We start from the raw sequence: 14,825 nt of genomic DNA, 5'->3' as shown, positions 1-14,825 counted from the left end.
CCTCTGCGCCTTCTTGCAGCACGTCTTTCGCTACCGCAGCGTCTGGCCCGATGTTGGCGTGCTTGCCTCACTGCCCTGCTGCTTTGCGTTCTGATTCCCGCCCATGCTGCTGAAATAGAACTGGCGCAGGCGTCGCTGGAATCTACCGATGAGGGTTATCGCTTAGCGACCAGCTATACGTTTGAACTCAATCATGGGCTGGAAGACGCACTCGTGCGCGGCGTGCCACTGTATTTCACCACCGACCTGCAACTGACACGCAAGCGCTGGTACTGGCTCGATGAAACCGCCATTTCCACCTCCCGCACCATCCGACTTTCCTACAATGTCCTGACGCGCCAGTACCATGCGGCGGTCACCGGCCAGTTGCAACAAAATTTTAGCTCCCTCGACGACGCACTGTCGCTGCTGCGTCGTCCGAACCGCTGGCTGATCGCAGAAAAAGGCACGCTCAAATCCGGCGAGGTCTACGCAGTCAGCTTGCGCATGTACCTGGATGTGGCCCAATTGCCCAAGCCGTTCCAGATCAATGCGCTCAACAACAGCGACTGGCGCTTTTCCTCCGACTGGAAAACGTTCTCCTTCAAGCCTGAATGAGCCGCACCATCCGCTACCTGCTCGTGATTGCCGGCGCGGCCTCTGCCATTTTGTTGTTCTTGCTCGCCTCTGCCTCAGAAAACTCCGCTTTTTTCGAACAACACTACTCCTTGCTACTGGGCCTCAATGCGCTGGTAACCATCGGCCTGCTGTGCCTGGTCATCATGCTGCTGGCGCGTCTGTACAAACGCTACCGGCGCGGCGTTTTTGGTTCACGGCTGATGGCGCGGCTGGTGATGCTGTTTGCAGTCATCGGTATTTTGCCCGGCGTGGTCATTTACATGGTGTCGGTGCAATTTGTCTCGCGCTCGATTGAATCCTGGTTCGATGTCCGCATTGAATCGGCGCTGGAAGCCGGCCTCAACCTCGGCCGCAGCGCGCTGGACGCCTCGCTGACCGACCTCACCGTCCGCGCACGATCTATGGCGCAGGAGCTGGCCGACATGCCGGAGTCCGCGCAAGTCGTTTATTTATCCCGGCTGCGCGATCAAAATCTGGAAGCGTCGGTCGTTACCGGCAACGGGCAGGTACTGGCCTCGGTCGGCGGCAATCTGGGTTCGCTCACGCCGACCTTGCCGACGCCAACGATGCTGACGCAAGCGAGAATGTCGCGCGGCTTCGCGGTCGTTGAAAGCGACGACACCCGTAGTACCCCCAGGTCAATCAATGATGACGGCGACCACGATCTGCGACTGCACGTGGTCGTGGTCATCCACAGCGCCAGCCATTCACTCACAGCGCCCAACAGCGAGCGCTACCTCCAGATATTGCAACCGGTACCGGGCTATCTGGCGGCTAATGCGGAAACCCTGCGCGCCGCCTACAGCGAATATCAGCAACGCTCAGTATCGCGTTCCGGCCTGCGCAAAATCTATCTGGTGACGCTGACGCTGACGCTGCTGCTGGCCATCTTCGGCGCCATTGCCAGCGCCTTCCTGATCGCCACCGATCTGGTCAAGCCGCTGCTGTTGCTGGCGCAAGGAACCAAGGCCGTGGCCGAGGGCAATTTCTCGCCACGCCCTATCGTTTCCAGCGCCGACGAACTCGGCACCCTCACCAAATCCTTCAACATCATGACCCGGCAACTGCTGGATGCCCGCACCACAGTCGAAGAAAACCGCGCCAAGCTGGAGAACGCCAAAGCCTATCTGGAGTCGGTGCTGGCGAATATGTCGGCGGGCGTGATGGTGCTGGACGAACAGTTTCAATTGGTCAGCAGCAATGGCTCGGTGGACCGCATCCTGGAATACGATTTCAGTCCCCACATCGGTACGCCACTGCTCGCGATCCCCGGCCAGCACTTCTTTTCCGAAGCGATCATCAAAGCCTTTTCCGAGCAGCACGCCCATCTCGGTGTCGGCTCTGCCGCCGGCGACAGTCTGCACTGGCAGCGGCAGATCGAGTTGCCGCTCGAACACGCTGATAATGAAAACAACCATACCGTCACGCTGCTGGCACGCGGCTCGCATCTGCCGGTGGGCGACGGTGTTGGCTATGTCGTGGTATTCGACGACATCAGTAATGTAATTTCAGCCCAGCGCTCGATCGCCTGGGGCGAAGTGGCCCGTCGGTTGGCGCATGAAATTAAAAATCCGCTGACGCCTATCCAGTTATCGGCCGAGCGCCTGCAAATGCGTCTGGCAGACAAGCTGATGCCGCCGGATGCTGCCATCCTTGAGAAAAGCACCACCACCATCGTCAATCAGGTGACGGCGATGAAGCGCATGGTGGACGATTTCCGTGACTATGCCCGCGTGCCGCAAGCCAAGCCGGAAGTGCTCGACCTGAATGCGCTGGTCAGCGAAATTCTGAATTTATATCTGGCCGGCGACGACCGCGACATCATCCATGCCCATTTGGCACCGGATCTGCCCAAGATTCTGGGCGACGCGACGCAACTGCGGCAAGTGATCCATAACTTGCTGCAAAATGCGCAGGATGCCGTCACCGACAGTGGCCAGCCGACGCCGCGCATCGATATCGTGACGGAACAAGTACACTATGCCAGCGCCGATGGTTTATCTGACAAGGCCGTGCGCGTTTCGATTATTGATAATGGCCCCGGCTTCGCGCAAAAAATACTCACGCGCGCCTTCGAACCCTATGTCACATCGAAGGCCCGAGGCACCGGTCTGGGCTTGGCCATGGTCAAAAAAATCATCGACGAACACAGTGGCAGAATCGATATTCAAAATCGAGTGGATACAAGTGGCGCAAAAATACTAATTTTGCTGTTAAAGTTAGCACCGGACGTATAAGAGGAAAGAGGCAAATGGCTAACATCCTGGTCGTTGACGACGAAATGGGAATCCGCGAACTGTTATCGGAAATTCTGGGTGATGAGGGACACGTTGTGTCCAGCGCAGAAAATGCGCAGCAGGCGCGCGAATTGCGCCTATCCATCGTGCCGGATCTGGTGCTGCTCGATATTTGGATGCCCGACACCGATGGCGTAACACTGCTCAAGGAATGGCAACGGGATGGTCTTTTGACCATGCCGGTGATCATGATGTCCGGTCACGCCACGATTGATACGGCAGTGGAGGCAACCCGCATCGGGGCGCTCAACTTCCTGGAGAAGCCAATCGCACTGCAAAAACTGCTGAAAGCGGTACAGCAAGGATTGGTGCATACCCGCGACGCCGTCCGTCCTGCCACCTATCTGCGTCCCGTAACGCCCGCCGGTGATTCGGCAAACACAAGCACTCCGGCCTCGCTTCAGGCAATCGCCGCCAACGCGGATATCACGCCAGAAGGCGCGCATAGCACCAGCCAGTCGTCGACGCCGGATAATGCCGCCAACATTTCTTTCGACCTTCCCCTGCGCGAAGCACGCGACGCCTTCGAGCGCGCCTATTTCGAATACCACCTGGTACAAGAAAACGGCAGCATGACGCGCGTGGCGGAACGTACCGGACTGGAACGGACCCATCTTTACCGCAAACTCAAGCAACTCGGCGTCGAACCGGGTAAACTCGCACGCAAAGCGCTGTAACCGGCGCAGCGACCGTCGTCCGGCGCCATGCCGACGGTCGCTTGCCGCAGAAGAACTTCATCCCCCATCCTCTCCCTGCTTCCCCGTCCATTTCTTCAGAGCGTCTCTGATCAAAGCCCAAAAACAGCGCAAGCTCAGTCAAAAAAAATCCCGCCGCACTGTTAAGTACGGCGGGCATCTGCTGTCCAGAATCTATTGAATCAGCCGGTCCTTAAATCTCCACCTTGGTTCCCAGTTCCACCACACGGTTAGGCGGAATGCGGAAAAAGTCCGAAGGCTTCGCGCCGTTCTGATACATCCAGGCGAATAATTGCTCGCGCCACAAGGACATTCCCATCAGCTTGCTTGGCACCACCGAATCGCGCGCCAGGAAGAACGAGGTGTCCATCAAGTCGAATTCCTGACCGAAGCGCTCGCTCATCAGCGCCATCACCCGATTGACGTCAGGCGCTTCCTTGAAGCCGAACACTGCGCGCAGTACATAAAGATTGCCGCCCAGTTCCGTCAGGGTCAGGCGTTTTTCATCGCTGATGTAGGGCACATCCCAGATACTGATTTTCAGGAAGAACACCCGTTCATGCAGGATGCGGTTGTGCTTCAGGTTATGCAGCAAGGCTACCGGCACCGTATCGATATTACCGCTCATGAACACGGCTGTGCCGCCGACCCGGTGCGGAGGATGGGCCAGCAAGCCCTCCACAAAAGGCACCAGCGGAATGCCATCGTCCTTGGTGCGCGTGCGCAGCAACATCCGTCCCGAGTACCACGTCATCAGCAGGAAGAACGCGAAGCCGCCCAGCAGCAACGGGAACCAGCCACCGTCGGCTATTTTCAACAGATTGGCAGCAAAAAAGGCGAAGTCAACGATGAAGAAAGAGCTGATGACCAGCACCACGATCGGTCGGCTCCATTTCCAGTCGCGGCGCATCACCACGCCGGCCAACACCGTAGTGATGACCATGGTGGTCGTCACAGCGACACCATAAGCGGCAGCCAGAGCGTCGGACTTCTTGAATGCCAGCACGACAGCCAATACCAGAACCAGCAGCATCCAGTTGATCACCGGAATGTAAATTTGTCCGCGCTCGTCTTCCGAGGTATGCAAAATTTTCATGCGCGGCACAAAGCCCAGCAGAATCGCCTGACTGGTCAGTGAAAACGCGCCCGAAATCACCGCCTGCGAAGCAATCACCGTGGCTAGTGTCGCCAGCAACACCATCGGCACCAGCATCCACTCCGGCATCATCAGGAAGAAGGGATTTTCTACGGCTGCCGGATGCACCAGCAGGTTCGCGCCCTGTCCGAAATAATTGATCAGCAAGCTCGGCATAACGGTGTACAACCACGCATAGCGAATCGGACGAATACCGAAATGCCCCATGTCTGCGTACAGCGCCTCGGCGCCGGTCAGCACCAGCACGACCGAACCCAGCACGATGAATGCTTGCCAGGAATGCTGGAGCATGAAGTTCACTGCATAGTAGGGATTAATTGCCGCGAGGATTTCGGGTGCCTTGACGATATTCATTACCCCCAGCACTGCCAGGGCAAAGAACCACAGAAACATGACCGGGCCGAACAGCTTGCCCACCACCGTCGTGCCATGCCGCTGCAACAGAAACAGCGCCACCAGAATCACAATAGTGACCGGCACTACCCACTGGGTAAATGAAGGGGCGGCAATGGTCAGCCCCTCCACCGCAGACAGCACGGAAATGGCCGGCGTAATCACGACATCGCCATAAAACATGCAGGCACCGAACACGCCCAGCATCATCAGCAGCTTGGCCCAGCGCGATCCGGCCACCGCCGTGCGCAGCGACAGCGCCATCAGCGCCAGTACGCCACCTTCGCCGTTATTGTCGGCCCGCATGACAAACATGATGTATTTGAGCGAGACCACAATCGTAATAGCCCAGAACAGCATGGAAATGATGCCCAGCACGCCCGCTGCCGAAAAAGGAATCCCGTGTTCCGGACTGAAGCATTCTTTCAGCGCATAAAGAGGGCTGGTACCGATATCACCGAACACCACTCCCAGCGCCGCCAAAGTGATGATGTGCAAGCGTTGTGAACGAAAGGAATGATTGGGCCGAACTGTTGAAGAGCGCATGGATATCCCGAGGGTAAAAGCAATTGCGCGTACTTTATCGTACTATTTGGAGCTTCACTCAAAAATGCATTCATCGTCACTCAGACGTTGCAGAAAATCTGCGTTGCACCGCAAAATAACTTGACAGTGCCCTACGGGAAGCCTAGAAGACAGCCACACACACCCAGACAAGCCCGGTCATATTTTTACGCTACACTTCAGCCACTCTCAGCGGCTACGATAGCGCCCACCGGAATCATTGCCTTATGGAAATTACCCTTACTGAACTGGAAGCCGCCATCAATTTCTGGCGACTGCAATCCCCCGCTACTGGCGAGGAATGCGCCTTATCTAGCGAAGTCAACGCCCTCGCCAGTCTCTACGCCCTGATGATTTTTGAGCATCGCGGCAAACTCGCCCTGGACGCACTGGAAAACAAGCAACGTACGCTATTGGAAAACTGGCAAACGCATACTTAGTACACTGCCTGGTTCTCCCGTCGTCCGGCGTATTAATGTTTCATTCGACCGGGCTCCAGCAACATCACGAACGTGCTCTGCCATTCCGTTTCCCGCAGCTCATCAAAGGATCCTCCATCATGGCTACGCGCACACCAGGCAAGAAAAAAGACCCTTCCCCCACGCGACCGAATGTTGCACTCGTCCTGCAAGGCGGCGGCGCGTTGGGCGTCTATCAGGCCGGGGTTTACCAAGCGCTGCACGAACGCAACCTGACTCCGGACTGGGTGGTCGGCACCTCGATTGGCGCCATCAACGCCGCGATCATCGCCGGCAACCCGCGCGAAACACGGATCACCCGCTTGCGTCAGTTCTGGGAGGGCATCGCGCACGACGATGCACTGGACATGAACGCCGTGGCTGATGCCACCCGTCAGCTCAATACCTGGCTATTGACCATGGACACCTTCGCCCGCGGCGTCCCCGGCTTTTTTTCTCCGCGCCCGTTCAATCCCTTTGCAATGGGACTGCCGGTTCCGCCTGAAAACGCCAGCTTTTACGACACCTCGGCCTTGCGCACCACACTGGAGGGGCTGGTCGACTTCGACTATCTCAATAGCGACAAAAGCATGCGCCTGACCGTCAGCGCAGTGAAAGTCGCGACCGGCACGCTGGTCAATTTCGACAGCAGCACACAACGCATCGGCCCCGAACACATCATGGCCAGCGGCGCGCTGCCCCCCGGCTTTGCCCCGATACGGGTGGACGGCGATCTCTACTGGGACGGCGGCCTGTACTCCAATACCCCGCTGGAAGTGGTGCTGGACGACGCACCCGGCCGCAACACGCTGTGCGTCATGGTCGACCTGTGGCACGCCGACGGCAATGAACCGCGCACCCTGGAAGAAGTGCAGACCCGGCAAAAGGACGTGACCTTCGCCTCCCGTTCGCAACGCCACATCGATGCCTACCTGCACACCCATCAGATGCGCCGCCAGATGCGCGATCTGTATGAACGACTCCCCGCTGCCACACGCAAACATGCCGACCTGAAAGATTTGGCGGCACTGGAAAACGACGGCACCATTCATATTTTGCGGCTGGCCTATGCCGGACGAGACTGGAACATGGCTTCCAAGGACGTCAATTTCGCCCGTGGCTCCATTGAATGGCGCTGGGAACAGGGCTATAACGACGCATTAAAAGCCATCGACAGCGACCAGGGTTGGATTTTTGAACCCACCGATGCCGGTGTTGTGGTGCATGAATACGGGAAAAATGCCTCTGAAAAATAGTTGTGTTGCAATGCACAATAAGTGCTTGACTTCACCAAATAAGTGCGTAAAATGTATTTTTGTTGCGGCGCATCATTCGTTACCCACCGTCGCTACGCGTACTGCCTCAGTTTGAGGAATCCGGTTAAACCAGTGTTTGAAAGCTGAATTTTCCCGCCCGGTTCCCCATCTGAAGTCAGACGTTGATTTTCCTACAACACATTCAAGGAGAGCACCGTGTTTTCGTTCCAAGACCAATTTTCCGCCGCCACCAAAGCCCATTTCGAAGCCCAATATGCCTTGCTCAATACATTGACAGCAAAAGCGTTTGCCGGCGTCGAGAAAATCATTGAACTGAATCTGAGCGCCACTAAAGCATCGCTGGAAGAATCTACCGCTTCCGCACAGCACCTGGCCGCCACCAAGAACCCACAAGAATTCCTGACTGCTGTTGCTGCCCAGGCACAACCGACTTCAGAAAAAGCGCTGGCCTATAGCCGTCATCTGGCGGGCATCCTGTCCGGTGCGCAAGCAGAATTCACCCGCACTGCCGAAGCACAAATCGCCGACACCAGCCGCAAAGTATCTTCGCTGGTCGATGAGCTGAGCAAGAATGCACCAGCCGGTTCGGAACAGACCATTGCCATCCTGAAGTCCGTGATTGGCAACGCCAATGCAGGTTACGAGCAATTCAGCAAAACCACTAAGCAAGCCGTGGAATCCCTGGAAGCCAACCTGACAGCCGCTACCCAGCAGTTCACACAAGTTGCTGAAAAAGCGACTCGCGCCACAAAGAAGTAACTATCTGAGCAACATCGGCTTCCTAGCCGGTACAGATGTGAAAACGGATCGCCTCGGCGATCCGTTTTGTCGTGCGCAAACCATGAATGAATTAGCGCATCTGAAATAACTCCTGATGAAACTCCGTATTCGCAACACCCTGCGCCTCAAAATCATCGCGCAGGGCTTGCCCAAATCCAGGAGGGCCGCAGAACCAAATACTGGCCGACTGCCACTCTGGCACGGCCGCACGGATGCGCGCCCCATCAAGCCGTCCGTCCGTCCCCGTCACCAGCACATGTAGCCTGACATGAGCCTCTTGTGCATAGGCCATCAGTTTGTCGAGCATCGCCTGGTCAACCTCCGCCGTCGGATGAAACAAGTCAATCTCTTGCGCCACGGGCATGTGCGCCAGTTGTTTCATACGTGCGATAAACGGCGTAATACCAATCCCGGCCCCAATCCAGATTTGACGTGGCCGCTGATCGCAAAAATCAAAACAACCGTACGGCCCCTCTACGGTGACGGGCATACCGACCTTGAGGTTATTGTGCAGTCGACTTGTATGATCCCCTAAGGCTTTGGCGATGAACACGACCCGCCGGTCCTGCGCGTTCCAAGACGAAGCAATGGTGTAGGGATGAGCCCCTTCCCGCTTGTTGGACGTGACAAACGCAAACTGCCCCGCGGCATGCCCAGCCCAGCCCTCCGCTAACAGGATTGAAACTTCAAGCATCCGCAGTTCCGAGTAATAGAGGAGTGATTCAATTTTCCCGGAGGTTCGCCGCCGATTTCCGATGCGGCCTGATAGCGCCAGCACAGCCGCCCAAGAGCCGCCCAGCATCAACACAGCGAGCGCCCAGCCCACGGGTTGGCGCCAGTAGTCCATTTTGATAAGGATCACCGCGTGATAAACCAGCACCGCATAAATCGCGGCCATCCATTGATGGGTTTTGGTGAAGAGGTGATACGGAAACTGCTTGATCAAGGCCAGCGCAATCAGCACCACTGCGGCATAGAACACCCACTCGCCGAGAAATTCGGCGGTACCGCGCTGTGTGCGCAGCCAGAGTTCAATCACGCCGAAACTCTGCTCCGTCTTGAGCTTACGCGCCGGTCGGATCAGCCAGCCCCAGCCCACCATCCATTTGGTACCCGTTACCCACCACCAATGCGTGACACCCGCAATCAACGCCGTCATCCCAAGCCACTTGTGCAAGCGGTACATCTTATCGAGTCCGTCCAGATGCCGCTCCAGCCACTTGGGGCGAATCGCCAGCATCATAGCCACGCTCATGGCACCGATGGCAATCACCCCGGTGAATTGGACCAGGACCTTGCGAAACGTAAAATAGGTAAAAGGGGTTGGCATCAAGGTATCTGCCAGCAACCATAGACCGCTCAGGGCGAGCAAAAAGAACCACAAACTTAATTTAATCTGCTTCATATTCAACTCCGGTCAGAGAGATTCTTCATACCGAACCTCAATCCGTCAGAGTCTTGGCTTTTCAACCACAGGTCAAGCGACTGGATCAAATTTGCGCGACAAAACCGAGCGCAGAAAAAATCAGTCGGTCCACCGTTGCCGCAAAATTCGCCATTTGACAGGACCTCTCCAAAAGGCCGCTGGCAGTACAAATCGGACGACAAGGCGAAGCAACAACGCCAGCGGCGTTTTGCGTAAGTTCTTTTTACTCAAGGCCGGAAGGCGTTTAGCCCGCCACCATGCTCAGCGCCAGCGCCTCAGCCACCTTGATGCCATCGACCGCCGCCGACAGAATCCCCCCCGCATAACCGGCTCCCTCGCCCGCCGGAAACAAGCCCACGGTATTAATGCTCTGCAAGCTGCGATCGTCGCGCCGGATGCGCACCGGTGACGATGTGCGCGTCTCCACGCCGGTCAATACCGCATCGCCCATGGAAAAACCGCGAATCTGCTTATCGAAAGCCGGCAGGGCTTCGCGGATTGCTTCAGTGGCGTAGGCCGGCAACGCCGCCGCCAGATCCACCAGCGCCACGCCCGGTTGGTAAGACGGCGTGACCGTCCCCAATGCGGTAGAAGGCCGTTGCGCCAGGAAGTCACTCACCAGTTGGCCCGGCGCATGGTAATTGCTCCCGCCCAGCTCAAACGCCCGGGTTTCCCACTGCCGCTGAAATTCAATCCCTGCCAGCGCATGACCGGGATAATCGGCAGGCGTAATGCCGACCACGATGGCGCTGTTGGCATTGCGTTCATTGCGCGAATACTGGCTCATGCCGTTCGTCACCAAGCGCCCCGGTTCGGACGCCGCCGCCACTACCGTACCGCCGGGACACATGCAAAAACTGTATACCGAACGCCCGTTGGCCGCGTGATGCACCAGCTTGTAATCGGCCGCGCCCAGTATCGGATGTCCGGCGCTAGGACCGAAGCGGGCGCGGTCGATCAGCGACTGCGGGTGTTCGATACGGAAACCCACCGAGAACGGCTTGGCTTCCATATACACCCCGCGCCGATGCAGCATCTCGAAGGTATCGCGCGCGCTGTGGCCGATCGCCAGCACCACATGGTCGGCCGCCAGATACGTCCCGTCTGCCATCACCAGCCCGCGCACTTTGCCATCGGCGATGTCGATATCGTCGACGCGCTGCTCGAAACGGTATTCCCCACCCAGCGCCTCGATGGTTTCGCGCATCTGCTCGACCATCTTGACCAGCCGGAAAGTACCGATGTGCGGTTTGCTGACATACATGATTTCAGGCGGCGCATCGGCCTTGACGAATTCAATCAGCACCTTGCGCCCGTAGTGCATCGGGTCCTTGATCTGGCTGTACAACTTGCCATCCGAAAAAGTCCCGGCACCGCCCTCGCCGTACTGCACATTCGATTCGGGATTGAGTTCTCCCTTGCGCCACATGCCCCAGGTGTCCTTGGTACGTTCCCGCACCGCTTTACCGCGCTCCAGAACAATGGGACGAAACCCCATCTGCGCCAGAATCAGCGCGGCAAACAAACCGCAGGGGCCGGTGCCGACCACGACCGGACGCGAAGCCAACCCGGCCGGCGCTTGCGTGACGTAACGGTATTCCATGTCCGGCGACAGCACCACATTGCGACTGCCTGCCATTGCCAGCAACACCGCCACCTGATCGCGCACATCGACATCAAGCGCATAGGTCAGCGTGACAGCCGACTTTTTGCGCGCATCGTAGCTGCGCCGAAAAATAGTGAAACCCAGTAGCTGATCGACCTCAATGCCAAGGCGCGCCAGGAGCGCGGCTTGCAGGTCGTCGTCAGTGTGGTCAATGGGGAGTTGTAGTTCAGTCAGTCGCAGCATACGTGCATCCAATCAGGCAGGGAGGCCAGGATTTATCCGGCAATGCGCTATTTTACGATAAGCCTTAAAGAGAACGGTTGATGGATCAGCCCGGCGTGCCGCCGGATCCTTCGATACGGAGCGCTGCTCCTGCTCAGGACGAAGGGAAGGCAGTGCATTCAAGTTCAATGACTAGGGCGTGTTGATGCTTCATTTGTGAGATGCGTTTCCGCCAGAAAGTGCGGCAGGCGTCGCCTGCCGTTGTTGCAGCTCCTTGCCGCAGTCCCGCTACGACGTGTCGCTGCGCCCAGGCAGTTACCGCCTGCCGCGCGTTCGCACTCGCAAATGAAACGTCAACACGCCCTAGTGCTGTTTTCACGTTGCCCTCCCCTCCAACCGTTCGTCCTGAGTAGGGATGCAATCCCGTATCGAAGGATCCGGCGGCACGCCGGTCAACGCTGACGTCACAGAAAGTCAGGACCGGCACATTCAGCGCAGGCCTTATATCCGTCGCGCCGCCTTGCAAGCAAAGCGCGCCGGGTCGAGCGCGGCGACCAGATCGCGTGGCAGCGGCAACGGTTCGCCCTGCAATTGCGCCGCCAGCAATTCCGCCGCTAGCGAACTCCAGATCACCCCGCGTGAGGCGTAGCCCAGCAAACCATAGACCTGTGGCAAACGCGGCCAGTCGCTCAGCTTCCTGTTGGCCGCGCCCGACAAGCCGTCCGTGCGATCCGGCAAGGCACCGACCAGCGGCAAACGGTCAGCGGATACGCAGCGTATGGCGGCGCGGCCGTCGAGCGTCGCTGGATCGATACGGTTCAATTGCGGCGTCAGCGTCGGCGGCACCAGTCGCGCCAGCCGCGCCAGATTGTCCACATGGCTTTGTGTGCGCAGGCCGGTGTCGTCTGCTGCTGCGTCGGGTTCGTAGCTCGCGCCCAGACTGCACAGCTGCTGCGCCGGGCGCGTCAGGTAGCCATCACCGCACAGCACTACCGGCAACACCGGCAAGGCCGCCGCAGGCACGTAGGTGACTTGCCCGCGCACCAGACTGATCGGCAAATCCGCGCCGAGATCGAATTCCAGCGCATGTTTGCCGCTTGCCAGAATCAATACCGGCGCTTCGGCGATGCAGCGCTGCGCGTGGTCATACACGCGCCAGAGTTCACCATCCCGCTGCACCTGCATTGCTCTGGTATTGAAGTGCGTGCGCACCCGGTCGCCGCAAGCCGCGATCAGCGCCGCGCACAGCCCGCCCGGATGCACCCAACCGGCCTGCGGATACAGCCATCCCGCGCCGCTGGCCATGCCGAGCAAGTCGCTGGCGGCATCGGCCTCCAGCCACTGCGCGTATGCCGCCGGATAGCGCCAGTAATGCGCGGCCTCGCGCTGCGCATGCTCCTGTTCAGCGTCACGCATGGTTTGCAACACGCCGCAGGCTTCGCCGGGAAACGCCGCGCCTATGCCCCCCAGACGCTGCCAGACATGCGCCGAAAACAGATACGCTGCGCGACTTAAACGCGCGGCGCGGTTATCGTCACGCGCGATATGCGGCATGAAAATCCCGGCCGCATTGCCGGAGGCTTCCTGTGCCGGAGCAGCGTGCTGCTCAATCAAGTCGAGCTGCCAGCCGCGTGCGCTCAGTCGTTCGCAGACGGCCGCACCGGCCAGACCTGCGCCGATGACAATCGCCCGTCGTTGCGCACGCTCCGGCACAGGCAATGCCGCGACGGGACGGCGCGGGGCGAACCGGGCGTGCAGCCAGTGCTGAGTGGTATCGCCAACTTGCTGCCAGCGCAGATCAAGGAAGCCGCTTGTTTCCAGCGCCCGCTTGTTCGTTTGCAATAGCGCGGGAGACGGTTCGGCCTGCATCGTTGCCGTCAATGTCGCCTGCGGTGCCGCCAGACGGCCCAGCCAGGTCACCAGCGTGCGTGACCACACGGGGCCAGGCTCTTGCGCCAGACAGGGATGCAAGTGGAAGGAATCGACTTGTGCGTCGAGCTGCGGCAAGCTGGTATCGACGTCGCCAAACACCAGCGTCAATACCAGCCGTTCGTCGTCCAGTAACAAGCGATGGAATCCCGGTAGCGGCGACGGCCAGTGCGCCCGTAGTTCGTCAACCAGCGGTGCGGTAGCGTCATGCAGCGCCAGCCATTGTGTTAGCCATTGCGCCAGTTGCGCCGCATCGGGCGGGGTAGCGGTGAGCGCCAGATAATGCAGACGACGCGGCCGCTGCGCATCGGCCTGCAGCAAGGCAGCCGTTGCCATCAGGCGGGTCAGGTCGGGCAAGCCGAGTTCGAGCATGACGAAACCATCGCGTCCGCGCCAGTCCGAAGACGGCAGCGCCGGGGCGAGGAGGACATCAGGATTCAGGCCAAGCATGACAGCAAAGAAGGAAACATGGGGGCCAGGGAAGAAAGACAGCGATAATGCCTGTCGAGCGTGCATGCCGAGCGCATTGCATCGCCCCGATCATACCGTAGCGCCTCAGAAGGAAGCCCCATGAATCCATCCACCACTGGCGACGACGCCGATTTTCTGCCGGTCGGCATGCTGACCAATGGCCACGCGGCTGTGCAGATGATGCAGACGATTGCCATAAACAAGCAGGGCGTGGCCGGGTGGGAGCCTTTCCACTACGAAAAAATTTCCGCCACCGAATACGAACTGACGGGCGGTCTGCTTACCGTCACCGGCAACAGCAGGAAGTGGCTGGAGCCGCACACCACCGTGATCGTCAGCGAAGAGGAAATCGCTACTGCGCTGCGAGCGACCATGCCGCCAGTCGTGGCGACCGCGCCGGTCCCCGACCTTGCCGCCGCCGCACCAGTGATTGCGCCCGCAGTCAGCACCCAGTACATGACGGTGACCCTGACTCTGCCAGCCGATGAAGCAGGACGGCAACGCTTGCGCGACGCCTTGCGCGTAGGCAGCGATTTCTTCGGCGCGACGGTTATCGCCAATTCGCTCTGAGCCGATCAGATCGCCGTTGAAATACAGCCAAGAATGGCAAACAAGAATGCCGAGTTACAGTGGCGACTAAGAATGGAGACTTGCCCGATTTATTTCGCGGGTGGTTGCGGATATTCTTTTTGCGCTTGCCGGTACAGGTTCTTCAGCGCATCGGTCGTGGCAAAGGTTTTCGCCTGATCCCAATGACCGGCAACGATGGCGTCGCGCATGGCGGCAGCGTTGGCGCGCTCCACCGGGTCTTTGGAGCTAAAGGGGTCGTATTGACCTTCTGCGTAACTGGCCGATGAAACGACCAACAGCAATGCAATCATCCAACGGCGCAAACGGCGCATAGTGATGTCCTCCCGGGTTGACTTGCCAAGA

Annotated in this window: 12 protein-coding genes; 7 read left to right on the top strand and 5 right to left on the bottom strand. The window is 58.7% G+C overall.

Going from position 1 to position 14,825, the window contains the following annotated elements; translation table 11 throughout:
- The first annotated feature begins 42 nt into the window (after nucleotides 1–42).
- From RGU70_RS03010 to RGU70_RS03000, 3 genes are read left to right on the top strand one after another with little or no spacing between them, the layout of a single operon-like run.
- Nucleotides 43–597 carry a DUF4390 domain-containing protein gene (locus tag RGU70_RS03010; RefSeq protein WP_322210685.1) on the top strand — a complete coding sequence of 185 codons (555 nt, stop codon included), beginning with the start codon at nucleotides 43–45 and terminating at the stop codon, nucleotides 595–597.
- Entirely contained in the window at nucleotides 594–2,855 is a 2,262-nt protein-coding gene (locus RGU70_RS03005) for a sensor histidine kinase (RefSeq protein WP_322207937.1), read from the top strand. The genes RGU70_RS03010 and RGU70_RS03005 overlap by 4 nt, the downstream gene beginning before the upstream one ends.
- Before the next feature lie 14 nt (nucleotides 2,856–2,869).
- The gene (locus RGU70_RS03000; RefSeq protein ID WP_322207936.1) at nucleotides 2,870–3,592 is read left to right on the top strand and encodes a response regulator; all 723 of its coding nucleotides are present in this window, start codon (nucleotides 2,870–2,872) and stop codon (nucleotides 3,590–3,592) included.
- Between the two features lie 211 nt (nucleotides 3,593–3,803).
- On the opposite strand, the gene RGU70_RS02995 is transcribed toward RGU70_RS03000, so the two are convergent.
- Nucleotides 3,804–5,705, bottom strand: coding sequence for a potassium transporter Kup (locus RGU70_RS02995; RefSeq protein ID WP_322207935.1), 1,902 nt, complete (start codon nucleotides 5,703–5,705; stop codon nucleotides 3,804–3,806).
- 245 nt (nucleotides 5,706–5,950) lie between these two features.
- Between RGU70_RS02995 and RGU70_RS02990 the strand changes: the two genes are divergently transcribed.
- From RGU70_RS02990 to phaP, 3 genes are all read left to right on the top strand, one after another.
- Entirely contained in the window at nucleotides 5,951–6,163 is a 213-nt protein-coding gene (locus tag RGU70_RS02990) for a DUF3717 domain-containing protein (RefSeq protein ID WP_322207934.1), read from the top strand.
- A 119-nt stretch (nucleotides 6,164–6,282) separates the two neighbouring features.
- Nucleotides 6,283–7,437 (top strand): patatin-like phospholipase family protein, encoded by a 1,155-nt coding sequence (locus RGU70_RS02985; RefSeq protein WP_322207933.1) that lies wholly within the window; start codon nucleotides 6,283–6,285, stop codon nucleotides 7,435–7,437.
- Between the two features lie 216 nt (nucleotides 7,438–7,653).
- Nucleotides 7,654–8,217: a TIGR01841 family phasin gene (gene phaP, locus RGU70_RS02980; RefSeq protein ID WP_322207932.1), complete on the top strand. Its 564-nt coding sequence runs from the start codon at nucleotides 7,654–7,656 to the stop codon at nucleotides 8,215–8,217.
- A gap of 91 nt (nucleotides 8,218–8,308) precedes the next feature.
- Here the strand turns inward: phaP and RGU70_RS02975 are convergent, their stop codons facing one another.
- From RGU70_RS02975 to mnmC, 3 genes are all read right to left on the bottom strand, one after another.
- Nucleotides 8,309–9,643 (bottom strand): ferric reductase-like transmembrane domain-containing protein, encoded by a 1,335-nt coding sequence (locus tag RGU70_RS02975; RefSeq protein WP_322207931.1) that lies wholly within the window; start codon nucleotides 9,641–9,643, stop codon nucleotides 8,309–8,311.
- A gap of 265 nt (nucleotides 9,644–9,908) precedes the next feature.
- Nucleotides 9,909–11,513, bottom strand: coding sequence for an NAD(P)/FAD-dependent oxidoreductase (locus tag RGU70_RS02970; RefSeq protein WP_322207930.1), 1,605 nt, complete (start codon nucleotides 11,511–11,513; stop codon nucleotides 9,909–9,911).
- A 480-nt stretch (nucleotides 11,514–11,993) separates the two neighbouring features.
- Complete coding sequence (gene mnmC / locus RGU70_RS02965; protein WP_322207929.1) at nucleotides 11,994–13,937, bottom strand: FAD-dependent 5-carboxymethylaminomethyl-2-thiouridine(34) oxidoreductase MnmC; 1,944 nt, start codon at nucleotides 13,935–13,937, stop codon at nucleotides 11,994–11,996.
- A 54-nt stretch (nucleotides 13,938–13,991) separates the two neighbouring features.
- Between mnmC and RGU70_RS02960 the strand changes: the two genes are divergently transcribed.
- Nucleotides 13,992–14,462, top strand: coding sequence for a hypothetical protein (locus RGU70_RS02960; protein WP_322207928.1), 471 nt, complete (start codon nucleotides 13,992–13,994; stop codon nucleotides 14,460–14,462).
- A gap of 89 nt (nucleotides 14,463–14,551) precedes the next feature.
- Here the strand turns inward: RGU70_RS02960 and RGU70_RS02955 are convergent, their stop codons facing one another.
- Nucleotides 14,552–14,794 carry a hypothetical protein gene (locus RGU70_RS02955; RefSeq protein ID WP_322207927.1) on the bottom strand — a complete coding sequence of 81 codons (243 nt, stop codon included), beginning with the start codon at nucleotides 14,792–14,794 and terminating at the stop codon, nucleotides 14,552–14,554.
- Nucleotides 14,795–14,825 lie beyond the last annotated feature (31 nt).

The sequence above is a fragment of the Herbaspirillum sp. RTI4 genome (assembly GCF_034313965.1).
Lineage (GTDB): Bacteria > Pseudomonadota > Gammaproteobacteria > Burkholderiales > Burkholderiaceae_D > Herbaspirillum.
The sequence above is the reverse complement of the archived record's forward strand: the minus strand, read 5'-3'. Positions and strand labels throughout refer to the sequence as shown.

Bases quoted from the DNA above. Each gene is read 5' to 3' on its own strand.
- RGU70_RS03005 (WP_322207937.1), top strand. From the start codon at position 594: ATGAGCCGCACCATCCGCTACCTGCTCGTGATTGCCGGCGCGGCCTCT.
- RGU70_RS03000 (WP_322207936.1), top strand. From the start codon at position 2,870: ATGGCTAACATCCTGGTCGTTGACGACGAAATGGGAATCCGCGAACTG.
- RGU70_RS02995 (WP_322207935.1), bottom strand. From the start codon at position 5,705: ATGCGCTCTTCAACAGTTCGGCCCAATCATTCCTTTCGTTCACAACGC.
- RGU70_RS02990 (WP_322207934.1), top strand. From the start codon at position 5,951: ATGGAAATTACCCTTACTGAACTGGAAGCCGCCATCAATTTCTGGCGA.
- RGU70_RS02985 (WP_322207933.1), top strand. From the start codon at position 6,283: ATGGCTACGCGCACACCAGGCAAGAAAAAAGACCCTTCCCCCACGCGA.
- RGU70_RS02975 (WP_322207931.1), bottom strand. From the start codon at position 9,643: ATGAAGCAGATTAAATTAAGTTTGTGGTTCTTTTTGCTCGCCCTGAGC.
- RGU70_RS02970 (WP_322207930.1), bottom strand. From the start codon at position 11,513: ATGCTGCGACTGACTGAACTACAACTCCCCATTGACCACACTGACGAC.
- mnmC (WP_322207929.1), bottom strand. From the start codon at position 13,937: ATGCACGCTCGACAGGCATTATCGCTGTCTTTCTTCCCTGGCCCCCAT.
- RGU70_RS02960 (WP_322207928.1), top strand. From the start codon at position 13,992: ATGAATCCATCCACCACTGGCGACGACGCCGATTTTCTGCCGGTCGGC.
- RGU70_RS02955 (WP_322207927.1), bottom strand. From the start codon at position 14,794: ATGCGCCGTTTGCGCCGTTGGATGATTGCATTGCTGTTGGTCGTTTCA.